This is a genomic window from Bradyrhizobium sp. INPA03-11B, from assembly GCF_040446015.1.
Taxonomy (GTDB): domain Bacteria; phylum Pseudomonadota; class Alphaproteobacteria; order Rhizobiales; family Xanthobacteraceae; genus Bradyrhizobium; species Bradyrhizobium macuxiense_A.
The window spans coordinates 115,423-137,752 of the sequence record NZ_JASGSR010000001.1; the positions used below are offsets into that span (position 1 = coordinate 115,423).

Here is a 22,330-nt window from a genome sequence, read left to right on the forward strand (position 1 = left end):
ACGCGATCTCGCGATCAACGCTCTAGAAGCACCTGACTTCGGCTTCGGCCTGGGCGCGCCTGAGGTCGTTGAGCGCGTTCGCGGCCTGCTCGGACGAGCGGAACTGGCCGCCCAGATTGCCGCGCACCTGCGCCATGCTCAGCACCGTTTCGGCGGTGACGTAGCGATCATAGGGGATGATGGAGGCGACGACGTCGATCGAGCAGGAGCATTGCTCGATCGACTGCCGTGATTCGCCATTGGCCTTCATGCAGCCGAACACATACTCCGCCCGCGCCGAGGTCGGATAGTCGTTGATCTCCTGAGCCCGCGCCCCCATGGAAGTCCCGGCGAGCACGGCCAGGAGCACGGCCAGGAAAACCGCCGAGACGGCGACAATCGGTCGTAGCATGCCAGCTCCTGCCATGGTCGTGCTTCCTCTTCTCTTCCGGCAAGCTATGCTATGGGTGTTGATCAGAAAAGAAAACATTCGGGGAAGTGGCTCAAGAAACGATGATCATGTCTGTACGCACGGTGTTGGCTGCGGCAGTTCTGGCGGTCATGCAGTTCGGCACCTCGTGCAACGCGGAGACCATCCGCGTTGCAGCGCAGAAGACCGGAACGCTGGCCTGGGAACTGGCTGTCATTCGCTCCCATGGTCTCGACAAGAAGGCCAATCTGTCGATCGATGTCGTCGAACTCGCCAGTCCCGAGGCTGGCAAGATCGCGCTGCGCTCCGGCACGGCCGACGTAATGGTATCCGACTGGCCCTGGGTGTCGCGCGAGCGATCGCTCGGTGCCAAGCTGCAGTTTTATCCATATTCGAGCGCGCTGGGCGCCGTGATGGTCCCGGCAACCTCGCCGGTCAAAACGCTCGCCGATCTCAAGGGGCGCAAGCTTGCCGTCGCCGGCGGCGCCATCGACAAGAACTGGCTGCTGCTGCAAGCCGCCTTGAAGCAGGACGGCGTCGAACTGAAGTCGCAGGCGACCATCGTCTATGGCGCGCCGCCACTGCTCGCCGCCAAGACGCTGGGCGGCGAGATGGACGCAACACTCAACTACTGGAATTTCTGCGCCGCGCTCGAGGCCAAGGGCTTTCGCCGGCTCGCCGGCATGGAAGAGGTCCTGCAAAAGCTCGGCAGCAAGGGCCGCATCGCGATGATCGGCTACGTGTTCGACGAAGCCTGGGCTGGCGCCAACAAGGACCTGGTGGCCCGCTTCATCGCCGTGACGCGCGCCGCGAAAGAGATTCTGGCGACCTCGGACGCCGAATGGGACGCGATCGCGCCGCTCACCGGCGCGCAGGATGCCGCGACCCTGCGGGCCTATCGCGACCGCTATCGCGAAGGCATCCCGCGGCGTCCGATCGCTGACGAAGAGGCGGACGCGCGGGTGCTCTACCGGGTGCTGGCGCAACTCGGCGGCCGCGATCTGGTCGGGACGGCCACCGAGCTCGATCCCGGCACCTTCTATCAAGCGATCCCGGGAGACTAGCGGTGCTGCGCCTCCTGTCATTCGCGCTGTTCATCGCGACCTGGTGGATTGCCTCGCTCTTGATCGGCGACGCGAAGCTGCCAGCGCCGCCGGCGGTGCTTTCGGTGCTGATCGCCGAGGCGCGATCGGGGGCGCTGTTCGTCAACCTCGGCGCGACGCTGGCGCGCGTCGCGCTGGCCTTCACGCTGGCAATGGCGCTCGGCTCGGCGATCGGCTACCTGATGGGCCGCGTCTCGCTCGCCAATCGCCTTGGCGACCCATGGCTGATCCTGCTGCTCAACCTGCCGGCGCTGGTCGTCATAGTGCTGGCCTATATCTGGGCCGGGCTGACCGAGGTCGCGGCGATCGCGGCCATCGCCATCAACAAGCTGCCGACTGCCGTCGTCACCCTGCGCGAGGGCGCCCGTGCGCTCGACCCTGCGCTCGACGAGATGGCAACGGCGTTTGCCCTGCCGCGCGGCCGCGCGTTCCGGCATGTGATCCTGCCGCAGCTTGCGCCCTACATTGCGGCCGCGGCGCGCTCCGGGCTCTCGCTGGTCTGGAAGATCGTGCTGGTCGCCGAATATCTCGGCCGGCCGAACGGTGTCGGCTTCGAGATCGGCGTCGCCTTCCAGCTGTTCGACATTCCGCTGCTGCTTGCCTACTCGCTGAGCTTTGCCGGTGTCGTCCTGGTCATCGAGACGCTGATGGTGCAGCCGTTTGAAACCAGGCTAACGCGGTGGCGGCTCCGTGCAGCTTGAGGTCAATATCACAGGCAAGAGCTTCGAGAGCGCAGCCGGGAAGCGGCACGACGTACTCGACAACGTCGCCTTCACCTTGAACGCCGGCGAGGTTGGCGTGCTGTTCGGCCCGTCGGGTTGCGGCAAGAGCACCCTGCTCAAGATTCTCGCCGGGCTCGACGGCAACTACCGGGGCCACGTCACGAGATCGCCCGGCATGCGCCTTGGCATGGTGTTCCAGGAGCCGCGGCTGTTGCCCTGGCGCACCGTCGAGGAGAACGTACGGCTCGCCGCACCTGAGGTCGACGACAGCACGCTGGCGGCGCTGTTCCAGGTGCTCGAACTGAGCGCGCATCGCAACCACTTTCCCCGCGAGCTGTCGCTCGGCCTCGCCCGCCGCGTCGCCCTCGCCCGCGCCTTCGCCATCGAGCCGGATTTCCTGATCCTCGACGAGCCGCTGGCCTCGCTCGATAACGCGCTGGCGGGGCGGCTGCGCGACCAGGTCGCGACGCTGGTCGCGACCCGGAAGATGATGACGCTCCTGGTCACCCACGATCTCGACGACGCAGTCCGCCTCGGTGATCGCCTGTTCTTCTTGTCGCCGCGGCCGGCCCGAATCCTTCACGTCGAGACTATCGCCACGCCGCGCGCGACGCGCAGCGAGCCGGAGATCGACGAACTCAAGCGGCAGCTCTCGCAGTTGGACCTTGCAAATATGTGAGACGCCGTCATCCTTGGACGAAGCGTTAGGGAGAGGTCGGATGTCGCGTGCGTCGATTGCCGTTGGAGTTGCCTTGCTCGTGCTGCCGGCCGCAGTGCTCGCCCAAAGCAAGGGCAAGGGCATCCGGTTGTGGAATCTGACCAGCGCCACGATTTCGAGCTTCGAGCTGTCGCCGGCGGGCAAGAATGAATGGGGTCCCAACCAGACGCTGAACGACAAGGACAAGGAAGTCGACCACGACGAGCGCTTGCGTATCACCGGCGTCGAGCCCGGCCGCTACGATGCCAAGGTCGGCTATAGCGAAGGCAAGCAGTGCTTCGCACGCGACATCGAGATCAAGGCCGACGCGGTGTTTTCGGTGTCCGACAAGGACCTGAAGGACTGCAACAAATAACGGCTAACCCGCCGGGGGCTTGCCGTCCGCGCTCGCGCGATCATTGGTGTGCGGATATTCGCACCGCCATCGCACCGCGGTCCATTTCGGATGTTCGCCGACCCACTGCGCGATGTAGGGCGGCGCGGCCATGGCGCATTGCTGCAGCGAGCCGCTCCAGTTGAACACCAGATGCTGCTCCTCGCAGGTGGCGGGCGACAGCACGGCACATACAGTGACGATCAGATCAATCGGGTTCATGCATGAGACCTCGCGGGCGTCATCAAAAAGATAACATAAGCGCTACGCCCACAGCAGCCGGAAGTTTCATTTTCGCGCGAGATCAAGCGGAACCCGGCCGTCGCGGCCCCGCAGCACACCGGCGTGACCCGAGCCAACAACCGTGAAACCGACGCCTTGCCGCCGGTTGATTTCGTCAATAAGCTGGTTCCCACAACTGCTAACAGGCTGATGGCTCTTACGGAAACCTCCCGGCGCGGCGTCGCGGTCGCCATGTGCTTGCTGGCGCTCGGCGCCGGCGCTTGGGCTGTCACGGGCCAAGTTCGGCGCGCCGCGGCGGAGCCGCAGCCGGACAAGCCGGATTCAAGCCGCACCGAGCCCTCCCGCACCGCAAACAGCGACCAGGCACCGGTCAAGCTGACGCCCAGCCAGCAGGGACAGATCGGGCTCGAAACTTCGGTTGTGGAAGCCGCTCCGCATCCTGAGCAATTCCGCGCATACGGTGCAGTGCTGGACATCTCGCGCATCACGGAGCTCACCAACAGCTACGCCAATGCGCAGGCTCAACTCCAGACAGCGCAGGCCAAGCTCGAAGTCGCGAAGAGCGCATTCGACCGGACCAAGAATCTCGTCGACTCCGCCGCGCTCCCGCGAAAGGAAGCCGAAACCGCGGAGGGAACGCTGCGAACCGACAAGGCCGCGCTTGCCGCGGCGGAATCGCAGCTCAGGACTCTCGCAGCAACAGCACAGCAGGAATGGGGGCCGGTGATCGGCCGCGGAATCGTCGAGCGTTCGCCCACGGTCGTCAGGCTGATCGAGCGCGATCAGTTCCTGGTTCAGGTGACGCTGCCGCCCGGCGTGAGTGTCACCGCAACTCCGGGAACGGCCCTCGCACAGGCGCCGACGCGAAATGCGAATATCGATTTGCAGTACGTCTCCCCGGCAACACGCACCGACCCCCGGATTCAGGGATTGAGCTATTTCTTCTCGGCACCCGGCGACAGCGGTCTGCTGCCCGGCATGAACACCACTGTCTATGTGCCGTCGGGCACCACTTACGAAGGCGTGTTCATCGAGGATACCGCGATCGTGCGATGGCAGGGCCGATCGTGGGTTTACCTGCGCGTGAGCCCCGACAGCTTCCGGCGGCATCCGATCAGCACGGATCAGCCGGTCTCGGATGACGACTACGTCGTCCGAGACATCCCGTCGGGATCCGAAATCGTCATCCGGGGTGCACAGGTCCTGCTGTCCGAGGAGGCCAAGAGCGAGCTTCGGAGCGGCGATGACAATGACTGACGGCACCGGCTCCGACCGTTCAGGACCGCAAGCCGCTCTCGTCGCGTTCGCCATCCGCTTCCGCGGCATCGTGCTCGCGCTTTCGTTCGCGCTGCTGGGCTACGGCCTGTTCGCGCTCGGCGAAGCCAAATACGGCGTCTTCCCCGAATTCGCACCGCCACAGGTCACGATCCAGACCGAAGCTCCCGGCCTCAGCCCGGAGCATGTCGAGATCCTGGTCACGCAGCAGATCGAAACGTCGATCAACGGCCTGGCCGGCGTCGAGAGCCTGCGTTCGTCGTCGATCCAGGGCCTCTCCGTCGTGACGGTCGTCTTCCAGCCGGGCAGCGATATCTATCGGGCGCGCCAATTGGTGACGGAGCGTCTCTCGGCCGTGGCAGCGCGGCTACCGCAAGGCGTGCAGCCGCCCTCGATGACACCGTTGACTCCGCTGGCCGGCACGGTGCTGGTCATTGGCCTGACGTCCGACCGGCGCTCGCTGATGGAATTGCGCACCGTTGCGGACTGGACCGTGGCAAGACGGCTTCTGGCCGTCACAGGCGTGGCACAAGTATCCACTTACGGCAAAGACGTCAGGTCTCTGCAAGTGCAGGTCCGCCCGGACGACCTGATCCGATTCCGGGTCGGCATGAACGATGTATTGGCGGCCGCGCGCAAAGCCACCGGCGTACGGGGCGCCGGCTTCATCGATACCGCCAATCAGCGCGTCACGCTGCAAACCCAGGGGCAGTCCCTGACGCCCGATCAGCTTGCCCGCACCGTTCTTCTGCACGAAGGCGGCGCGAGCGTGGTTCTCGGCGACGTCGCCACCGTCGTGACCGCTCCCGAGCCACCGATCGGGGCCGCCCTCATCGACGGCGTGCCCAGCATCATGCTCATGGTGAGCCAGCAATACGGCGCGAACACGCGAGAGGTCACCACGCGGGCGGAAGCCGCCCTGCAAGAGCTGCGACCGGGCCTTGAAGCCGACGGCGTCAAGCTCCATGCGGACATTTTCCGGCCTGCCAATTTCATCGACGCGGCGACCGAGAACGTGCTCAACGCCTTGTTGATCGGCGGGGCGCTCGTGGTCGTTGTGCTGTTTCTGTTTCTGTTCGACTGGCGCACCTCGATCATCAGCTGCACTGCCATTCCCCTCTCGTTGATTGCGGCCGTGCTCGCACTGCAATGGATGGGTGAAACGCTCAACACGATGACGCTGGGCGGCCTTGCAATCGCGATCGGCGAGGTCGTCGATGACGCCGTGATCGGCGTCGAGAATGTGGTACGTCGATTGCGCGAAAACCGCCGGGCGACGGTGCCGAGACCCGAGGCTCGCGCCGTGCTCGATGCCTTCCTCGAAGTGCGTACCGCTGTTGCCTATGCGACGTTTGCGGTGCTGCTCGTCTTCTTCCCGATCCTGACGCTTTCCGGCATTGCCGGCCGCCTCTTCGGGCCTCTGGGCATCGCCTACATCCTGGCCGTGCTCGCCTCGCTGGCGGTCGCCCTTACGGTGACGCCGGCGCTCTCCATGCTGCTCCTCGTCGGCAGGACCGGCGGACAGCGCCTGCATGAACCGCCTGCGGTGCGGTGGTCCCGTCGCCACTACCAGGCTTTGCTGCGTCATATCGGGCGCTACCCGAAGCTGGTGATGACGGCGGCCGCGGTTTTGACGATCGCCGGCGCGGCGATGCTGCCTTTCTTCGGCGGGACCTTCCTGCCGGATCTGCGCGAAGGCCACCTGATCCTGCACGTCTCCGCGATCCCCGGCACCTCGCTCGACGAATCGCTTCGTATCGGCAAGCTGATGACCGATACGCTCTTAAAAATCCCGGGTGTACGCCGGGTGGCGCAGCATGCAGGCCGGGCCGAGGCCGGCATCGACACCGTCGGTCCGCATTCCAGCGAGTTCGAGGTCGATTTGGAGCCGGGGCTCTCGGGTCGGGCACAATCCGCCGCAGAAGCGCGCATCAGGACCGCTCTTGCCGGCTTCCCCGGTGTTTCCTTCTCGAGCAAGACCTACCTGACGGAACGCGTCGAGGAGACCGTCTCCGGCTTCACCGCGGCGGTGGTCGTCAATATCTACGGACCCGATCTCGATTTGCTCGAGCGCGCTGCGCGCGACGTCGCGCGCGAACTGGATGAAGTCGCGGGGGCCGCCGACGTGCAGCAACGATCCCCGCCCGGAATGCCGCAGGTCAACGTGACGCTTCGCCCGACGGATCTGCAGCGCTGGGGGCTCGATGCGGTCGAAGCGCTCGAACTCATTCGGACCGCCTATCAGGGCGATGTCGTCGGCCAGGGATATGAAGGCAATGCCGTCTTCAATGTCATCGTGATCCTCGACGCGCATGCCCGCGCCCGAGTCACTCAGATCGGTGACCTGCCTGTACGCACGCCGAGCGGCGCCTACGTTCTGCTGAAGCAAATTGCCGACGTCTACGAGACCTCGGGCCGTTATCAGATCCAGCACCTGAATGCGCAGCGCGTTCAGACCGTCACGGCGAACGTCAGCGGCCGCGATCTCGAATCCTTCGTGGCCGCCGCCAAACGCAAGCTGACCCGCGAGGTCACCCTGCCGCCCGGTGCTCACGTGGAGTTTGCCGGTGCGGCCGAGGCCCAGGCCCGGTCGCGGCACGATCTCATCGTCAATTCCTTGCTGGCCGGGATGGGCATCGTCGTTCTGCTTGCGATGGTGACCGGTCATTGGCGAAACCTGTTGCTGGTCATGATCAACTTGCCGTTTGCGTTTGTCGGCGGCGTGTTCGCCCTGGCGCTAACCGGTGGCCTGCTTTCGCTCGGGTCGATGGTCGGGTTCGTCACGCTGTTCGGAATCACGCTGCGCAACTCGATCCTGATGATCTCGCATTACGAGCATCTGGTCCTGGTCGACGGTCGCGTGTGGGGACTGGATACTGTAATCGAGGGCGCGGCCGACCGCCTCGTCCCGATCCTGATGACCTCTCTGGTGACAGGCCTCGGATTGCTGCCGCTCGCGATCGGCGCAGGAGAACCGGGACGTGAAATCGAAGGCCCGATGGCGATCGTCATCCTTGGGGGCCTGATGACTTCGATGGCACTGAGCCTGCTGGTGCTACCCACCCTCGCGCTTCGATATGCGCGATTCAAGAGCCGCCCCTGAGCACGCGCAAGGCGCGTGACGATCTATTCGTTTCACAGGCAGGCAGCGGCGCTGGCCGGGCATAAGCGCAGCACAATCCGACAATGGACGGTTGAGGTCTTGGGCGGGATCGTCGAAGTCGACTAAGGTGAGGCTTTGTGCGACAGGACCGGAGCGATGATTTCGACCGGCGTCCGGAGATCGAGGGACCCGCCGACACTGCCACGGCTCCGACGGCGTTTGCCATCGAAGCCGCGGCAGGTCGTCAGGTGGTCTTACTTGCGCGCTGCGCAGGCGTACATGTTGATTTCCATGCCGACCGGCACTTCGACGATCTTCGGTGTTTTCCAGGCCATTTCCTTCTCCCAAGTATAAGTTGGCGCAAAGCCTCGCGCCGCGCGGCAAGCTAGGGCTGGCTTTTCCAGGGTGCAAGCCGGGCGGGTAAGGACCCGACTTCGCTGCTGGACATGCCGAAACGGACGACGGCTCGCGGACGCCTGCCCGGCTTTGGAACGGCTGGGAAATTCCGACACTGATCTGTCAGGCATTTTCCGGCTGCCGGTCGGCGACGCACGGTGAAGGAAACCCGATTGCGCCGGCCGCGTCTTGCCCAAGAGCGAAATCGCAATTTTTTTGTTATACGCGGAATCCAGCATCAATACCCGGAATCCGTCCGGAAAAATTCGCGGGCCCGCGACTATTTGAGCAAGCGCAGCAACGCCCGGCCGGCGCGCGACTTCAGCTCTTTCGCATCAAGCGTTCCGTCATTGTCGGGATCGGCGGCCTTGAAACGCTGCTCGACGACCGCGAGGTATTCGTCGAGCGTCAGAGTGCCGTCGTGATCCGGATCCGCCATCTTGAGCTCTTTCGCGGTCAGCCGTCCGCGCAATTCACGCACATCGAGCGTACCGTCGTGGTCGGGATCGAGCTTCGCGAACAGATCGGCGGGAGCCTTCTTGGCTTCGGCAAGGTCGACGGTGCCGTCATTGTCGGGGTCGAGCATCTTGAGCACGCTGCGACCACCGGATGCGGCCAGAGCGGGCCCTGACAGGACGGCAGCAGCCAAAGTCAAAGCAAGCGATCGGCGCGAGATCATCGTTCGTCTCCATTGATGCCGCTCCGGCGCGAGGTACGGAGCAGGTCCGCAATCGAAGTTCACCATAGCAGCTTCGGCGAAGCTTCCACAGCTAGTGCAGCCGGTGCGCCCCTGTCGGGTTTCGGGTGGAAACAGACGGCCTGACGCATCATCGATGGCGCTCCGTCGATTGCATTTGCGCCAGAACGCGCGAGGTGACCCCATGAGCGATATTTGCAGGACCATGTTGGGCTGCGTCGTTGCGCTCGGTCTGATTGCACCCGTCTCCGCGCAGAACGGGGCCCCTGTCCCGTCGGCCGAGGCGGTTCAGCCGCGGGTGCTCACAGGCAAGGAGCGGCTCGGACGCAAATGGACAGACGAGCAGCGCATCGACAATTGCAATGTGCCGCCTGACAAGCGCGGCACGAAGCCCCGGCCAAGCGCCTGCCCTCATGCACCGTCGAGCTGATCGAACCGTTCGCGCTGCGGCATAAGTGCGAACCGCGCGGTGCCGTTGTGTATTCCACGCGACGGTAAGCCACGGACGCATCAGCGAAAAACTGACACGATCGACCGGCCTCCCGCGATGGCTGGGGTTCGTTCACGTTTTCGTATTGACCCGTTTTGGTTTCAGGCCGATGGTTCCGTTCGCAACGTCAGGAATAGGCGTGCAGCAAAGGTTCATTGGGAGGATAGGATGAGACGCATTGCGCTGGCCGCAAGCCTCGTGCTTCTTGCATCGTATGGTGCAAGCGCTCAGACCAACGAGCAGTTGGTCAAGGGTGCGACTGATACGTCGAACGTTCTCAATTACGGAATGGGTTACAACCTTCAGCGCTTCTCGACGCTGAACCAGATCAACAAGGACACCGTCAAAAATCTGGTGCCGGTCTGGAATTACAGCCTGAACGACGACCGCAGCGAGGAATCGCAGCCGCTCGTCTACCAGGGCGTCCTCTACGTCACCACGCACAACGCCACGATCGCGATCGACGCCAAGACCGGCAAGCAGATCTGGAAGACCAAGGTCGAATATCCCGCCGAGACGCCGCGCATCGTCTGCTGCGGCATCATCAATCGCGGCGCCGCCCTTTATGACGGCAAGCTGTTCCGCACCACCCTCGACGCCAATGTGATCGCGCTCGATGCCAAGACCGGCAAGGAGCTGTGGCGCGAGAAGGCTGCGGACATCAAGGAAGGCTACTCGATGACGGTGGCGCCGCTGGTCGCCGACGGCGTCGTGATCACCGGCATCTCGGGCGCTGAATTCGGCACCCGCGGCTTCATCGACGGCTGGGATCCCGCCACCGGCAAGAAGCTCTGGCGGACCTACTCGATCCCGACCCCGGACGAGCCCGGTGGCGACACCTGGAAGGGCGATACCTGGAAGCTCGGCGGCGGGTCGACCTGGATCACCGGCTCCTACGATGCCGAATTGAACACGGTGTATTGGGGCATCGGCAATCCCGGACCGTTCAACTCGGCGGTGCGTCCCGGCGACAACCTCTACACCTGCTCGGTGCTCGCGCTCGATCCGAAGACCGGCAAGATCAAGTGGCACTACCAGTTCTCGCCGAACAACCCGTTCGACTACGACTCGGTGGCCGAGATGGTGCTCGCCGACATGAACGTCGAGGGCAAGCCGACCAAGGTGCTGATGGATGCCAATCGCAACGGCTTCTTCTACGTGCTCGACCGCACCAACGGGAAGCTGCTCGCGGCCAATCCTTATGTGAACGTCAACTGGGCCACCGGCGTCGACCTGAAGACCGGACGGCCGATCGAGACGGACGTCGCCAAGGATGCCCGTGACGGCAAGAAGGTCACGGTCTACCCGTCGATCCTCGGCGGCAAGAACTGGGAGCCGATGTCGTTCAATCCGCAGACCGGCCTCGCCTACGCCAACACGCTCGCCTTCGGCGGCAAGTACAAGGCCGAGCCGGTGACGTTCAAGCAGGGCGAATGGTATCTCGGCATGGACCTCACCGACCCCTGGGAATGGGGCACCGGACCGCGCGGCCATCTCAAGGCGATCGATCCGATGACCGGCAAGGCGAAGTGGGAAGCGCCGAGCGATATTCCGCGCTTCTCCGGCGTGCTCTCCACCGCCGGCGGCGTGGTGTTCTCCGGTCAGCTGACCGGCGAATTCGAGGCGTTCGACGCCGACAACGGCAAGAAGCTCTGGCAGTTCCAGACCGGCTCGGGCATCGAAGGACAACCCGTGACCTGGCAGCAGGACGGCGTGCAGTATGTCGCCGTCACCTCGGGCTATGGCGGCGTCTATTCGCTGTTCTCGGGCGACGAGCGGCTTGCCAAGGTGCCACCCGGCGGCTCGGTGTGGGTTTTCGCGGTCAAGAACTGAGCGCGGAGCACACGTGACTGAAAGAGTAACCCTGTTGACGGCGGCGATCTTCGCCGCCGTCGCGGCGGCCTTGATCACCTTGATCCCGGCAGCCGCACAGCAAGCCGGTGCAATCGACCTTGAAGGTCAGGCCGACCAAGGCAAGGTCACCTACGCCAAGAACTGCTCGCACTGCCATGGGCCCAACATGGTCAACTCCGGCACCATCACGCCGGACCTGCGCGCGTTTGCCGGCGACAAGACCCGCTTCGTGACCACCGTGAAGCAAGGCAAGAACGGCAAGATGCCGCCCTGGGCCGACATCCTGAGCGAGCAGGAGATCGCCGACGTTTGGGCCTTCCTGTCGAGCCGGAGGCCCCAATGAGGGCCCTGCTTGCCGGCGTTGCGACGGCCCTACTTCTTGGCATGACGGCGGCAGCCCATGCCGCCGACGCGCCGCTCAAGGTATGCCTCGACGAGGATCTGCCGCCCTTGTCGGCGCATCATCGCGGCAAGCCGGATGCCGGCTTCGACGTGGCGCTTGCCCGAGTGATTGCCGAGCGGCTCGGACGTCCGCTCAAGATCCAGTGGTTCGAGAGCAAGCTCGACGAGGATTCGAGCCCGGCGCTGGAAGCCAATGCCCTGCTGTCGGACGGCCGCTGCTCGCTGGTGGGCGGCTATGCGCTCACTACGGATTCGCTGAAGGCGCCCGGCGTCACGACGGCCAAGCTGCCGGATTTCGACGGCGCCACCCGCGACGATCGCCGCCGCCGGATCCCGATCGGGGTGCTGGTTCCGAGCCAGCCCTATATTTATTCGCCGATGACCGTCGTGCTCGGTCCCAAGGCCAAGGACAAGATCAAGGAGCGCAAGATCGCCGATATCGGCGATCTCGCCGGCCTTCGCCTGACGATCGAAAGCGGCACGCTGGGCGATGCCATCCTGATGACCTTCGACAAGGGAAAGCTGATCGAAGACATCACCCACCTCGTTCCCGGGCGCAGCGACCTGTTGGGCGAACTCGAGCGCGGCGAATACGACGCCACGCTGCTCGACCTGCGCCGGTTCGACGCCTACCGCGCCAGCCATCCGGATACCAAGATCACGGCGTCGGGATATTACTATCCGATCGGCGCCAATCGCGGTTACGTTGCGCTCGAAATCGACAAGGCGCTGCTGGAGGCCGTCGACAAGGTGCTGGCCGATCTGCAAGCCAAGGGCACCATCGCAGAGCTCGGCAAGGCCGCAGACCTCACCTGGCTCCCGCCCCGCGAGCCGATCATCCTCGGCGATGTCTGGCTGAAGATCCTGAACCGCTAGCGCTTATTGCAGCTAGGGAGGCGACCACCATCCACATCATCGCGCGCGCTCTTTCCACGTCATTGCGAGCGAAGCGAAGCAATCCATCGCGCAACAAGCGAAGACATGAATTGCTTCGTCGCTGACGCTCCTCGCAATGACGGGGAAAGAGCTCGGGCCTGCTTGCGGCCACTGACCGGAACGTCAGCCCCGCTATCGCAGGTAGCTCGCCAGGTTCATGCTCTGGATCTTGGAGATCGCCGAATAGGACGCCGTCAGCTGCGCCTGATAGGTCGAAAGCTGCGCCGTCACCGCGGCGACGTCGACACTGGTCAGGTTGGTCGACAGGGTCTTGGCAAAATTCTGGTAGTCGCTCTGGTCGGTGCTGGCGGTCTCGATCTGCGACGCCGCGGTCGAAAGCTTGGCCTGCACCGTGGACGTCGCGTCGAGCGCAGTGCTGGCGAGGTCCAGTGCCTGCGAGATATCGCCCGACGTCAACGTCGTGCTGTTGCCGACGTATTTCAACAGCCGCATGACCTGCTCGAATGCCGGATTGTCGGCGGTGACGCCGTAGGAAATCGACTGGCTGTCCGAGACGCGCACCGACGCGATCTCGCTGTCTCCCTTGTAGTAGCTGGTATCCGATGTCGTCAGCGAGCCGGTGCCGGTGTCGAAGTTCGACAGATCCGCGGGCGCCGTGTCGGTACGGGCGCCGCTGAAGACATATTCGCCGTCATACTGGGTGTTGAGCAACCCCTGCATCTGCGACATCGCCTGCTGGGCGTAGTTGATCACCGATGCCGTCGCCGTGCTGCTGCCGGTGGTGGCCGCGCTGAGCTGGGTCCGCAGCTGCGTGATGATATCGGTCACGGAGCCGACCGCCGAATACATCGCCTGCACCTTGTTGTCGGCGAGATTGCTGGCATCGATATAGGACTGAGCCCGCGTCACCGAGATCTGCAGATTGATCACGCGCCCGGCGCCGGAACCGTAACCACCGAAATCCTCGGCTTGCAGCCCAGAGGATTCCTGCACCTGCTCATTGGCCATCGCCGCCTGCAGGCGCAGCGCACTGGTGATCATCTGATCCGACTGCGCGAAGGTGGCAACACGCATCAACATGACGACGACCTCATGCCTAGCCTGAGCTCATCGCGGTCATCAGCGCCGAGAACATGGCGTTGATGGCCGTAATGATCTGGGACGCGGCGGCGTATTTGTTCTGCAACGCGCTCAGATTCGCGCTCTCCTGGTCAATGTTGACGCCGGATTGCGACGACAATGAACTCGCATAGGTCGATTGCGCGGTCTGCTTGGCGGTGTAGGTCGCCGACGCCTGGGTCGCCTTGCCGGCGACGTTGGCAACGATCGCGGCCGCATAGTCGGTGAAGGAGCCGGTGGTGGCGCCCAGCCCACCCGCCATGGCGAAATTGGTCGACCCCGTCAGTGCACTCGAGAGCGCGTTCACGACCGTCGCCGAGCCCGCCGACAGCACCGAGTTTCCGACCGTCAAGGTCGACGACGCATCGAGCGTCGACGTCGGCAGCGCCGCCGTGCCGCTGAGGATGTCGCTGCGAACCGCGATGGTGGATGCGCTGGTCCCGGTGATCAGGTCGTTGAGCCCGAAGTAATCCGAGAAGCCCTTGCCCGAACTGCCGATCGAGCTCGTCATCTCGTTGATTGCGATGCCGTTGCCGGAACCGGTGGCAGAGATCGTCAAATGTCCGTTGGCATCGACCGACGCGGATACGCCCGAGATTCCGTTGATCGCGGTGGCGAGAGCACCGACCGTCGTGTAGGACGCCAAATTGAGGTCCTGGTAGGACACCAGATTGCCGCTCTTGTCCGCGACCGCGATCCGCACTGTTCCCGTCGCCGACAGCGGTGTCGCGCTGCTCACGGTGGCGGTTCCGGTCAGGCTGGCCGGCGGCGGCACCGATGTGCCCTGGTTCGATACGGCGTTGACGCTCGCGGCGAACCGCTGGGCAAGCTCGTCGAGCTGCGATTGCGCGGCCGGCAATGTCTGGTCCCGCAGGGCGATCAGCGCGCTGACCTTGCCGGAGGTGATCTGCGAGGTGATGTCGACCCCGTTGACGGTAATGCCGCTGAAACCGCTCGTCGCCGATCCCGCGACATACGTCGTCGATGCCGTGACATTGGACGTCGGCGTGTAGCTCAACGGGTGCGCCGTGCTGTCGACCAGCGCCTGGCCCGAGCCGCTATAGACCTGCAGATCGCCGCTCGACGTGGTGAAATAGCTCACATTCATTTGCGACGCGAGGTCCTGCAGCGCGCTGTTGCGCTGGTCCTCGAGATCGGCGGTCGGCTGGCCCGCGGCCGCTTCCTGCTTGATCTGCCTATTGAGATCGGAGATCTGCTGCAGGTCGGTGTTGATGTCGCTGACCGACGAGGCGATGTCCTGGTCGGCATCGGCGCGCAGCTTCTGGATGCCGCTCGAGGTCTGCTGCAGCTGCGCCGTGACCGCGTTGAGCGCGCTGACGGCGTTCGACTGCAGCGACGCACTGCTCGGCGTGCTCGCCAGCGACGACAGCGCCGATTCGAATGCCGCGAGCGTATTGGCCAGCGAGGTGCCCGTCGTCGAGCTGTCCCCGTTCGATGTGCTGCCGTAGAGCTGCTGGAGCTCGGTCAGATAGCTGTTGTTGGTGTCCGCGGCGCCAAGATCGGAATCGGCTCCGACCAGCGACTTCAGCAGCAGCTTGTCGACCGAGCTGCTGATCCCGGTGATCGTAACCCCGGTGCCGACGCCGGAGGTGACACTGCTGCTCTGGTTGGCGGTCTTCTCGGTATAGCCCTTGGTGTCGGCATTGGAGATATTGGCGGAAGCGATGCTGATCTGCACCTGGGTGGCTGACAGCCCGCTGAATGCGATGCTTCGTGCAATATCGAGCGACGACACGACTCACTCCCTTCGGCGCCGGCCCGATCAGGCCCGCACGTTGGTGCCATAGGACATCGCGGGCGTGACGCGACGGCCGCCGGCCCCATAAGGCGATACGTTGGCGATCTGCTCGCGGATCGCCTGCATGATCGCCTCGATCCTGCGGTTGCTGGCATCGATCGCCGCGCGCAGCCGCAACACATTCTCGTCCATCGCGACCCGGAGCTTCATGATCCGATCCAACAGCTGCTCGCGCAGCACGCGATCCTGGACGTTGAGGTTTGCGGTCTTGCCGACGGCTTCGGCCACGCACTGCTCGAACAGGGTGGCAAGCCGGTTCTTCTCGTCGACCTGCTTCAGCCGCGAGGCCGGCAGGCCCTTGGCGAGCTCGACATTCTCCTCGTTCACGATCGCGATCAGATTGTCGATCAGCTCGATCAGCGACCTGGCGCGCTCGTCATTGCCCGCGGGATTGATCTTGATGTTGCGTTCCGGTGTCATGTCATCGCTCCCGTTCAAGCTAGTGTCCGCGGCGCAGGGCGCGAACCGATTGTGCGCTGCGCCCATACGCGGTGATTGCCGTTACCCGGGCCGAAGTCCGGTTGAATTCCTGGTCGAGCCGCGCGCATTCGCGCATCAGCAGATCTCGCAACGTTCCGATGTCGTCGAGCAACGCGATGAGCTGCGCCCGATCGCCGGCCTTGACGGTGCCGGCTCGCGCGGTCAGGCGCCGCAGCTTCCGCAACAAGGCATCCTCGCGGCTTGCGTTTGCCATCATCGCGACACCGCCGAGATCAGCGTATCGAACATCTTGTTGACGGTGGTGATCACCTGCGACGCCGCCGAATAGGCCTGCTGCGCCGAGATCATGTTGGAGAACTGGCCGCTGGTATCGGTGGTGCTCGATTCCAGTTCGCTGCCGTAGATCGTGCCGGCGCCGTTGGTCCCGGAGGTCTGCAGCGTGGCGCTGCCGGAGGCCGCCGTCGCGGAATACATGCCGTCGCTCGCGGCGTTCAATCCGTTCGGGTCGCTGAAGGTCGCAACCGCAATCTTGTAGATCGCGATGGTCTGCCCATTGGAGTAGGTCGCATCGACCACGCCGCCCTTTCCGATCGCGATGCTGCTCAGCTTGCCGTAAGGAAGGCCATCGGGCGTAATGCCGGTGAGATTGACCTGCGGCGTCGTCTCGCCCGACGCGTATTGGGTCAGGCCGTCGGTCTTGCCGACGGTGCCGAGATTGAGCGCGATGCTGCTGTTGGCGGCTCCGTCGGTCCAGCCGGTCACCGAGATTGTGGGCGGGCTCGGATTCGTCGAGGCGAGCGAACCGTCGCTGTTGAAGGTGATCGCCACGGTGCCGCTGCTCGTCGTTCCCGTCGTGGTGCTCGAGTTCGAAGCAAGCGTCGGGTTTCCAAAACTCGCGGTCCAGGCATTGGCGCCGGTCTTGGTCCAGGTGATCTGGATCGAATTCGCGGTTCCGAGCGAGTCGTAAGCGGTCATCGAGCTGGTGAAGGTGGCGCCGGTCGCTGCGTCCGAGGGCAGGTTCGCTGCGATCGTCGCCTTCGTGGTGGCACTGCCGCTGGTCGAGGCGACCTGCGTGTTGATGGGCCCGAGACTCGCGGCCGAGGCATTGCCGATGATGTTGCCTTGCGCGTCCGTGCGCCAGCCCTCGAGGTAATTGCCGTTGTTGACGAGATAGCCCTGATTGTCGGTGGTGAACGCACCGTTGCGCGTATACGAGGTGGTGCCGCCGGCCGTCGCGTTGGTGGTGACGAAGAAACCGCTGCCCTGGATCGCGACGTCGGTTGCATTGGTGGTCGCGGACAACAGGCCCTGCTGGGTGATGTTGGCGCGGCCGGACACCGTGACGCCGCCGGACGTGTACGAGGTTGCGGTGTTCGACGCCGTCACCAGGTCTTCGAACATCGCCGACGTGGTCTTGTAACCAGTGGTATCGGCGTTCGAGATGTTGTCGGAAATCATTGCCAGCGACTGGCTCTGCGAATTGAGCGCCGAGATCGCCGAGGAAAGTGCTCCAGTAAGACTCATGATAATACTCCGGTAGCAATCAGGACGTGACGCCGATGATGTTGGCGGCGCTGACCGGGACGCCGTTCACAAGCAGCGAGGGCGTCGAGCCAGAGGCATCGATCCCGGTCACCGTTCCCGTCATCGAGGTGTAGCTGAGCAGTGAGTTTCCGGCGGAGTCGGTCGCAGTCACCTGGATCGTGTACTGGCCGCCATTGCTGAGCTGGGTGCCGCTCGTGGTCTGGCCGTTCCAGGTGAAGGTATTGGAGCCGGCGTTTCCGGTCCCCTTGCCGCTCCACACCGTGTTGCCCGACGAATCCTGGATCGTGATCGCGACGTTGGAAGCCGCCGAGGTGAGCGAGTAGCCGAAGGTTGCCGAGCCGTTGGTCAGTTCCGCCGTGTTCGTCTTCGCCTCGACGGTGTGGCCGATATAGTTGACCGAGTTGAGCGTCACGAGACTCGAGAACGAGCTCGCGAGCGACGTCATGCTGGCGTTGGTCGACTGCTGTTCGGTGAAGTTGGCGTAGGAGGTGAGCTGGTTGATGAAGTCGGTCGTGCTGGTGGCGTTCAGCGGATCCTGACTCTGCAGCTCGCTGACCAGCAGGTTGAGGAAATCGGTCGAGCTCATCCCCATCGACGCGCTCGTTGACGAACTCGACGACGAGCTCGAGGCGGCGGAGGTTGCAGCAGAGGTTGCCGAGGAAACGGTCATGACAAGGCTCTCTTCGCCGCGGGCTAAGGCGACGGAACGCGTTGGAACATTGGGATCGTGAAGTCGTTCGCAGATAAAACGGATGACGCGCCGATTTCAGGCGCGGATTCATCGGCGCGGAATCACTTGATTAGTCGGCAGAATTTGCCGATCGGCCGCGGTCTCGAAGCGCGCAAACGCGCGCGGGCCAACCCGCCGCGAGAACGCACGGCATGTCTTGAAGGGGATGCGGAGAGCTTAGAGCGAGAGGCTGATCGGCAGATCAGGTTCGCCGAGCATCAATGCCGGCGGCGCCAGCGCGGGCAACAGGCACAGCGCCAGCAACAAGGCCGGCAGCACCTTGCCTTGCTGGGCGGACTCGCCTTGGCTTTGCGCATCGTTTGGCTGCGCCGCGGGCGAAGCCGGCTCAGAAGCCGGCGCTTGCGGCAGTCCCTCTTGGGGCAGTTTCTCTTGGGGCGGTTTCTCTTGCGGGAGTTTCGCCGCCGCGGTCACGATGCGGTCGGCAAGGCCCTTGGGGGCACGAACCGGTGGCGCCGCGAGCGCCCGGCGCACCGCGCTGGCCTGCTCATAGAGCGTCCGCGCCTCGGCCGAGGAGGCGAGCAGCTGGACGGCGGCAAGACGTTGATCGTCGGGCCAGCGGGACAGATCCTCCCCCAGCCGGTCGATCAGGTCTTCGAATGTCGCAACGTCCATCCCGCGCGCAGATCCAGCCTCGTCGCCAAGGCCGTCATAAAGCATTCGCGGGACGGCGGAAATCAATTTCCGCCGCCCCGGCGCGTCGGGTCCAGCATGGTGCGCACCGGGCGGCCATTTTCCGCACCAGGACGCCTCACCCGGTGCCCTGCCCCCACCCGGAGAAGCCGCTTCGCCGGGTGATTCGCGCCCTTCCCGCGCTCAGCGACCGGCGGCTGATTCGAGCGTCTTGTCGGGTGTCTTGACCTTGCCGGCGGTTGCCTCGACGTACTTCCAGGCGTCGCGAAGTTCTGTCAGGCTGGCGATGATGCGCCGGAAATTCTCCCTGGCCTGCGGCCGGCCGTAGGAGCGCAGGCAGGCAATGATCAGGGCATTGTAGGTCCGGAACAGGCGATCGGCCATCGCGCCGCCGCGGGTGACGTCGAGATGGTGGCTCAGTCCGCGCAGGATCGCGGTCGCCCGCGTCAGATAGGCATGCCCTTCCTCGAACCGCTTCGCCTCCTGCGCATCCAGCGCCTTCTGCAGCAACGTGATGGCGCCGTCGCACAGCATCACCACCGCCTTCAACGGCGGGACCGCCACCGCGGCGGATCGATAGGCATTGTTGGCGTGGTAGGCCATTGCATTCTGGGTCATTATTTACTCGATGATGCGTTCAGGAGGGCGCTCAGGTAGCCGAGCGTGTTGTTCGCGCTTTCGATGGCGGCCTGATAATTGGCATATTGGAGCTGCAGCTGCGCCTTGAAGGTCGCCGCATTGCTCTGGATGTCGCTGACCTGGGACTGCAGATCGGTGTCGCGCGACTGCAGATTGGTGATCAGCGTCTGCAGCTGACCGGTGGTCCCGGCACTGGTGTGCGCGAGCTGGTAGATCTGCGACGCAAGACCCGATGTCGACGACACGGTGATCGATTGCGAGGTCGAGCCGGTGTAGGTGAACGCCATGCCGGCGTAGATCGTGCCCGAATTGCCGATAATTGTGTTGCCGACCACCGAAAAGCCGGAACTGTCGCCGCGAACGGACGCGCCGCTCAACGTGCCGGTCGAATCCACCGTGACGTCGAGCGTGAAGGATTGCGGCGAGGTGCCGGTGTTGACGACGTTCAACTGGCTCGACGACGTCGTGGTCTGCGCCGACAGCAGCTTGGTGACGCCGGTCAGGTTCTGCGTCAGCACGGTCGACAGCGTGCCGGTGTCGAGCTGCAGCTCGTTGTTCTCGTTGAACGACAGGCCGAGATCGGCCATCGTCATGCCGTTGACCGATCCACTGAGCACCTGCTGGAGCTGGGTCATGATATCGCGCATCGTGCTGTCGCCGAACAGCACCGCGCTCGATGCGGCCGTACCGTCGGAATTCTGCGCCGACTGTGCGATCACCTGGTCGCGAAACGCGTTGTAGTTGGTGACGAAGGTCTGCAGCGCCGTGGTGATCTGGCTGGTGTCGGTCTGGATGCTGATGTTCAGGCTGGTGCCGCTCGGCGTCGGTTGCAGCAGATCGAAGGTGACGCCCGACAGCACGTCGGAAATATCGTTGGTGTTGCGGGTAAGCGCGATGCCGTCGAGCGTGAATTGCGCGGACTGCGCCTTCTGCAGCACGTCGGTGAAGGCTCCCGTCGTGTCGGTGACGCCGAGCTTGTTCAGGATGTCGTCGCCCGAGGTCGACGAATAGGTGATGTTGGCGGCGTCCTGGGTCCCCGTCAGCACCATCTCATAGGACCCGCTCGACACCTGGACGATCGAGGCCTGGACGTTGGTGGCCGAGGTCTGGGCGTTGATCGTGTCGACGACATCCTGCATCGACATCCCGCTGGTGATCGAGATCGCCGCGCTGCTGCCGCCGGCCAGCCCGAGCGAGAACGTGCCGGAGAGGCCCAGCGCCGTCGACGTGCTCGACTGCGTGGAGCCGATCACCTTCTGCGCGGTCGCGAGCTGGGTGATCTGGAGCGTGTGATCGCCGGTGGCCGAGCCGCTGTTGACGCTCATGTTGAGCGCCGAGGACGCGCTGACGTCGCCGGTGGAGGAAATCGTTGCCGAACGCGTGGCGAACGCGTTGGTGGCAATCGAATTGATGATCGAGCTGCTGAGCGACGACAGCCCGGTCGCCAGCGTCGAGAGCTCGGTCTGCAGGGATTGGTAGGCTGTGATCTTGGCCTGGTTGGCGGTGATCGACGTGGTGATCGTGGTCGCCGCGGCCAGCTTGGCGTTGACCTCGGCCTCTATCAGGGCACTCCAGTCGATACTGGCCGAATTGGTGGTGCCGGTCGTTATCACCGTGCTGGCGGAACTCGCCGACGTCGTGCTTGTCGTGCTCGAGGTGCCCGTGGTGGCGCTGCTAACCGTCATGTCGACACTTCCGCCGCAATGAAAATCGGGCCGGCATCATGCCGGCCCGATCCGTCGTTCAAGTTAGCCGAGCAGCTTCAGCAGGTACTGCGGCATCTGGTTCGCCGCCGTTTCCGCCGAAACCGCAGCCTGGGTCTTCACTTCGGCCGAGGACAGCGTCGCCTGTTCGGAGGCGATATCGACGTCCTTGATCGCCGAGTTGGCGGACTGCAGGTTCTGGGTCTGGGTCGAGATCGAGTCGGCCGAGAAGTTGAAGCGGGATTCCTGGGCGCCGATCTCGGCGCGGGCCGACGACACGGTGTCGATCGCGCTATCGAGGGCCGACATCGCGCTGGTGGCGCTCGACAGGCTGGAGACGTCGAGCGAGGTCACGCCGAGCGAGGACGCCGTCAGGCTGGTCAGGGTGATCGTGATGGTGTCGGCCGAGGTCGAGCCGACCAGCACCGAGACGCCCGAGGAGAACACGCTCGAACCATCGAGCAGGCTCTGGCTGCTGTAGCGGGTGCCGGAAGCGATGGAGTCGATTTCGCCCTTGAGCTGCGTGAATTCCGAGTTGATGTAGGCGCGGCTGGAGTCGGCGACGGTGCCGGAGGCGGACTCGGAGGCCAGCGACTTCATGCGGGCCAGGATGTCCGAGATGTTGGAGGCGCCGCCGTCGGCAGTCTGCAGGATCGAGGTCGCCTGCGCGGCGTTGGTGGCCGCCTGCTGCAGCGTCGTGATGTCGGAAGAAATGCGGGTCGAGATCGCGAGGCCGGCGGCGTCGTCGGAAGCCGAAGTGATGCGCGAACCACTCGACAGCTTCGACAGCGCGCTGGTTTCCTGCTGCGAGTTGATGTTGAGGTAACGGACCGCGGAGTTGGCGGCGGTGTTGGTGGAAATTGCGGGCATGAGTAGCTCCTGTGCTGATGGGGCATGGCATGCCGCATCGTGAAAAGTGAGGTGACGCGGTTCCAGCCCCCGTCCGCCCGATCAAACGGGTCGGCCGCCGGTGGTCAGGCGCGAAATCTTCAGAAGCCGAA

23 protein-coding genes are annotated in these 22,330 nt (G+C 64.2%); 9 read left to right on the top strand and 14 right to left on the bottom strand.

Going from position 1 to position 22,330, the window contains the following annotated elements; genetic code table 11:
- Window positions 1-22: 22 nt before the first annotated feature.
- Window positions 23-406, bottom strand: a complete 384-nt coding sequence (locus tag QMZ05_RS00615; RefSeq protein WP_353698999.1) for a hypothetical protein — start codon at window positions 404-406, stop codon at window positions 23-25.
- Window positions 407-540: 134 nt separating this feature from the next.
- Between QMZ05_RS00615 and QMZ05_RS00620 the strand changes: the two genes are divergently transcribed.
- Genes QMZ05_RS00620 through QMZ05_RS00635 form a run of 4 tightly spaced genes read left to right on the top strand, consistent with a single transcriptional unit; the run spans window position 541 to window position 3,307 of the window.
- Window positions 541-1,473 carry an ABC transporter substrate-binding protein gene (locus tag QMZ05_RS00620; protein ID WP_353699084.1) on the top strand — a complete coding sequence of 311 codons (933 nt, stop codon included), beginning with the start codon at window positions 541-543 and terminating at the stop codon, window positions 1,471-1,473.
- Window positions 1,474-1,475: 2 nt separating this feature from the next.
- Window positions 1,476-2,213, top strand: coding sequence for an ABC transporter permease subunit (locus tag QMZ05_RS00625; protein ID WP_353699000.1), 738 nt, complete (start codon window positions 1,476-1,478; stop codon window positions 2,211-2,213).
- The gene (locus tag QMZ05_RS00630) at window positions 2,203-2,913 is read left to right on the top strand and encodes an ABC transporter ATP-binding protein (protein WP_353699001.1); all 711 of its coding nucleotides are present in this window, start codon (window positions 2,203-2,205) and stop codon (window positions 2,911-2,913) included. Before QMZ05_RS00625 ends, QMZ05_RS00630 begins: the two co-directional genes overlap by 11 nt.
- Before the next feature lie 40 nt (window positions 2,914-2,953).
- Window positions 2,954-3,307 carry a hypothetical protein gene (locus QMZ05_RS00635; protein WP_353699002.1) on the top strand — a complete coding sequence of 118 codons (354 nt, stop codon included), beginning with the start codon at window positions 2,954-2,956 and terminating at the stop codon, window positions 3,305-3,307.
- 3 nt (window positions 3,308-3,310) lie between these two features.
- Here the strand turns inward: QMZ05_RS00635 and QMZ05_RS00640 are convergent, their stop codons facing one another.
- Entirely contained in the window at window positions 3,311-3,547 is a 237-nt protein-coding gene (locus tag QMZ05_RS00640) for a hypothetical protein (RefSeq protein WP_074125335.1), read from the bottom strand.
- A gap of 123 nt (window positions 3,548-3,670) precedes the next feature.
- On the opposite strand from QMZ05_RS00640, the gene QMZ05_RS00645 reads away from it, so the two are divergent.
- Both QMZ05_RS00645 and QMZ05_RS00650 read left to right on the top strand, forming a co-directional pair.
- Complete coding sequence (locus tag QMZ05_RS00645) at window positions 3,671-4,825, top strand: efflux RND transporter periplasmic adaptor subunit (RefSeq protein WP_353699003.1); 1,155 nt, start codon at window positions 3,671-3,673, stop codon at window positions 4,823-4,825.
- Window positions 4,818-7,946: an efflux RND transporter permease subunit gene (locus QMZ05_RS00650; RefSeq protein ID WP_353699004.1), complete on the top strand. Its 3,129-nt coding sequence runs from the start codon at window positions 4,818-4,820 to the stop codon at window positions 7,944-7,946. The genes QMZ05_RS00645 and QMZ05_RS00650 overlap by 8 nt, the downstream gene beginning before the upstream one ends.
- A 254-nt stretch (window positions 7,947-8,200) precedes the next feature.
- Here QMZ05_RS00650 and pqqA read toward each other — a convergent pair whose 3' ends face one another.
- On the bottom strand, window positions 8,201-8,281 hold the full coding sequence (pqqA, locus tag QMZ05_RS00655; RefSeq protein WP_009031067.1) for a pyrroloquinoline quinone precursor peptide PqqA: 81 nt from the start codon (window positions 8,279-8,281) through the stop codon (window positions 8,201-8,203).
- A 341-nt stretch (window positions 8,282-8,622) separates the two neighbouring features.
- Window positions 8,623-9,021 carry a calcium-binding protein gene (locus tag QMZ05_RS00660; RefSeq protein WP_353699005.1) on the bottom strand — a complete coding sequence of 133 codons (399 nt, stop codon included), beginning with the start codon at window positions 9,019-9,021 and terminating at the stop codon, window positions 8,623-8,625.
- Window positions 9,022-9,697: 676 nt separating this feature from the next.
- On the opposite strand from QMZ05_RS00660, the gene QMZ05_RS00665 reads away from it, so the two are divergent.
- The 3 genes from QMZ05_RS00665 (at window position 9,698) to QMZ05_RS00675 (ending at window position 12,661) form a co-directional block, all read left to right on the top strand.
- Complete coding sequence (locus QMZ05_RS00665; RefSeq protein ID WP_353699006.1) at window positions 9,698-11,362, top strand: methanol/ethanol family PQQ-dependent dehydrogenase; 1,665 nt, start codon at window positions 9,698-9,700, stop codon at window positions 11,360-11,362.
- Between the two features lie 70 nt (window positions 11,363-11,432).
- A complete protein-coding gene (locus QMZ05_RS00670) occupies window positions 11,433-11,726 on the top strand; it encodes a cytochrome c (protein WP_245321019.1) in 294 nt (97 codons plus the stop codon).
- Window positions 11,723-12,661 (top strand): transporter substrate-binding domain-containing protein, encoded by a 939-nt coding sequence (locus QMZ05_RS00675; RefSeq protein ID WP_353699007.1) that lies wholly within the window; start codon window positions 11,723-11,725, stop codon window positions 12,659-12,661. The genes QMZ05_RS00670 and QMZ05_RS00675 overlap by 4 nt, the downstream gene beginning before the upstream one ends.
- Before the next feature lie 192 nt (window positions 12,662-12,853).
- Here the strand turns inward: QMZ05_RS00675 and QMZ05_RS00680 are convergent, their stop codons facing one another.
- From QMZ05_RS00680 to QMZ05_RS00725, 10 genes are all read right to left on the bottom strand, one after another.
- On the bottom strand, window positions 12,854-13,762 hold the full coding sequence (locus QMZ05_RS00680) for a flagellin (protein WP_353699008.1): 909 nt from the start codon (window positions 13,760-13,762) through the stop codon (window positions 12,854-12,856).
- A 16-nt stretch (window positions 13,763-13,778) separates the two neighbouring features.
- Window positions 13,779-15,557 (bottom strand): flagellar hook-associated protein FlgK, encoded by a 1,779-nt coding sequence (flgK, locus tag QMZ05_RS00685; RefSeq protein WP_353699009.1) that lies wholly within the window; start codon window positions 15,555-15,557, stop codon window positions 13,779-13,781.
- A 27-nt stretch (window positions 15,558-15,584) separates the two neighbouring features.
- Window positions 15,585-16,040 carry a flagellar protein FlgN gene (locus QMZ05_RS00690; RefSeq protein WP_353699010.1) on the bottom strand — a complete coding sequence of 152 codons (456 nt, stop codon included), beginning with the start codon at window positions 16,038-16,040 and terminating at the stop codon, window positions 15,585-15,587.
- A 19-nt stretch (window positions 16,041-16,059) separates the two neighbouring features.
- Window positions 16,060-16,317 (bottom strand): hypothetical protein, encoded by a 258-nt coding sequence (locus QMZ05_RS00695; RefSeq protein WP_353699011.1) that lies wholly within the window; start codon window positions 16,315-16,317, stop codon window positions 16,060-16,062.
- Window positions 16,314-17,585: a flagellar hook protein FlgE gene (gene flgE, locus QMZ05_RS00700; RefSeq protein ID WP_353699012.1), complete on the bottom strand. Its 1,272-nt coding sequence runs from the start codon at window positions 17,583-17,585 to the stop codon at window positions 16,314-16,316. The genes QMZ05_RS00695 and flgE overlap by 4 nt, the downstream gene beginning before the upstream one ends.
- Window positions 17,586-17,604: 19 nt before the next feature.
- Window positions 17,605-18,276: a FlgD immunoglobulin-like domain containing protein gene (locus QMZ05_RS00705; protein WP_353699013.1), complete on the bottom strand. Its 672-nt coding sequence runs from the start codon at window positions 18,274-18,276 to the stop codon at window positions 17,605-17,607.
- A 237-nt stretch (window positions 18,277-18,513) separates the two neighbouring features.
- Window positions 18,514-19,035 carry a hypothetical protein gene (locus tag QMZ05_RS00710; protein ID WP_353699014.1) on the bottom strand — a complete coding sequence of 174 codons (522 nt, stop codon included), beginning with the start codon at window positions 19,033-19,035 and terminating at the stop codon, window positions 18,514-18,516.
- Window positions 19,036-19,170: 135 nt separating this feature from the next.
- Window positions 19,171-19,605, bottom strand: a complete 435-nt coding sequence (locus QMZ05_RS00715) for a flagellar export chaperone FliS (protein ID WP_353699015.1) — start codon at window positions 19,603-19,605, stop codon at window positions 19,171-19,173.
- Complete coding sequence (fliD, locus tag QMZ05_RS00720) at window positions 19,605-21,311, bottom strand: flagellar filament capping protein FliD (protein WP_353699016.1); 1,707 nt, start codon at window positions 21,309-21,311, stop codon at window positions 19,605-19,607. The genes QMZ05_RS00715 and fliD overlap by 1 nt, the downstream gene beginning before the upstream one ends.
- A 63-nt stretch (window positions 21,312-21,374) precedes the next feature.
- A complete protein-coding gene (locus QMZ05_RS00725; protein ID WP_029080085.1) occupies window positions 21,375-22,199 on the bottom strand; it encodes a flagellin in 825 nt (274 codons plus the stop codon).
- Window positions 22,200-22,330: the final 131 nt, after the last annotated feature.

Excerpts from the sequence above, each read along its gene's own strand:
- flgE (WP_353699012.1), bottom strand. The coding sequence starts at position 17,585 with ATGAGTCTTACTGGAGCACTTTCCTCGGCGATCTCGGCGCTCAATTCG.
- QMZ05_RS00680 (WP_353699008.1), bottom strand. The coding sequence starts at position 13,762 with ATGTTGATGCGTGTTGCCACCTTCGCGCAGTCGGATCAGATGATCACC.
- QMZ05_RS00665 (WP_353699006.1), top strand. The coding sequence starts at position 9,698 with ATGAGACGCATTGCGCTGGCCGCAAGCCTCGTGCTTCTTGCATCGTAT.
- QMZ05_RS00725 (WP_029080085.1), bottom strand. The coding sequence starts at position 22,199 with ATGCCCGCAATTTCCACCAACACCGCCGCCAACTCCGCGGTCCGTTAC.
- pqqA (WP_009031067.1), bottom strand. The coding sequence starts at position 8,281 with ATGGCCTGGAAAACACCGAAGATCGTCGAAGTGCCGGTCGGCATGGAA.
- QMZ05_RS00660 (WP_353699005.1), bottom strand. The coding sequence starts at position 9,021 with ATGATCTCGCGCCGATCGCTTGCTTTGACTTTGGCTGCTGCCGTCCTG.
- QMZ05_RS00675 (WP_353699007.1), top strand. The coding sequence starts at position 11,723 with ATGAGGGCCCTGCTTGCCGGCGTTGCGACGGCCCTACTTCTTGGCATG.
- fliD (WP_353699016.1), bottom strand. The coding sequence starts at position 21,311 with ATGACGGTTAGCAGCGCCACCACGGGCACCTCGAGCACGACAAGCACG.
- QMZ05_RS00715 (WP_353699015.1), bottom strand. The coding sequence starts at position 19,605 with ATGACCCAGAATGCAATGGCCTACCACGCCAACAATGCCTATCGATCC.
- QMZ05_RS00695 (WP_353699011.1), bottom strand. The coding sequence starts at position 16,317 with ATGATGGCAAACGCAAGCCGCGAGGATGCCTTGTTGCGGAAGCTGCGG.
- QMZ05_RS00705 (WP_353699013.1), bottom strand. The coding sequence starts at position 18,276 with ATGACCGTTTCCTCGGCAACCTCTGCTGCAACCTCCGCCGCCTCGAGC.
- QMZ05_RS00690 (WP_353699010.1), bottom strand. The coding sequence starts at position 16,040 with ATGACACCGGAACGCAACATCAAGATCAATCCCGCGGGCAATGACGAG.
- QMZ05_RS00650 (WP_353699004.1), top strand. The coding sequence starts at position 4,818 with ATGACTGACGGCACCGGCTCCGACCGTTCAGGACCGCAAGCCGCTCTC.
- QMZ05_RS00640 (WP_074125335.1), bottom strand. The coding sequence starts at position 3,547 with ATGAACCCGATTGATCTGATCGTCACTGTATGTGCCGTGCTGTCGCCC.
- QMZ05_RS00635 (WP_353699002.1), top strand. The coding sequence starts at position 2,954 with ATGTCGCGTGCGTCGATTGCCGTTGGAGTTGCCTTGCTCGTGCTGCCG.
- QMZ05_RS00615 (WP_353698999.1), bottom strand. The coding sequence starts at position 406 with ATGGCAGGAGCTGGCATGCTACGACCGATTGTCGCCGTCTCGGCGGTT.
- QMZ05_RS00620 (WP_353699084.1), top strand. The coding sequence starts at position 541 with ATGCAGTTCGGCACCTCGTGCAACGCGGAGACCATCCGCGTTGCAGCG.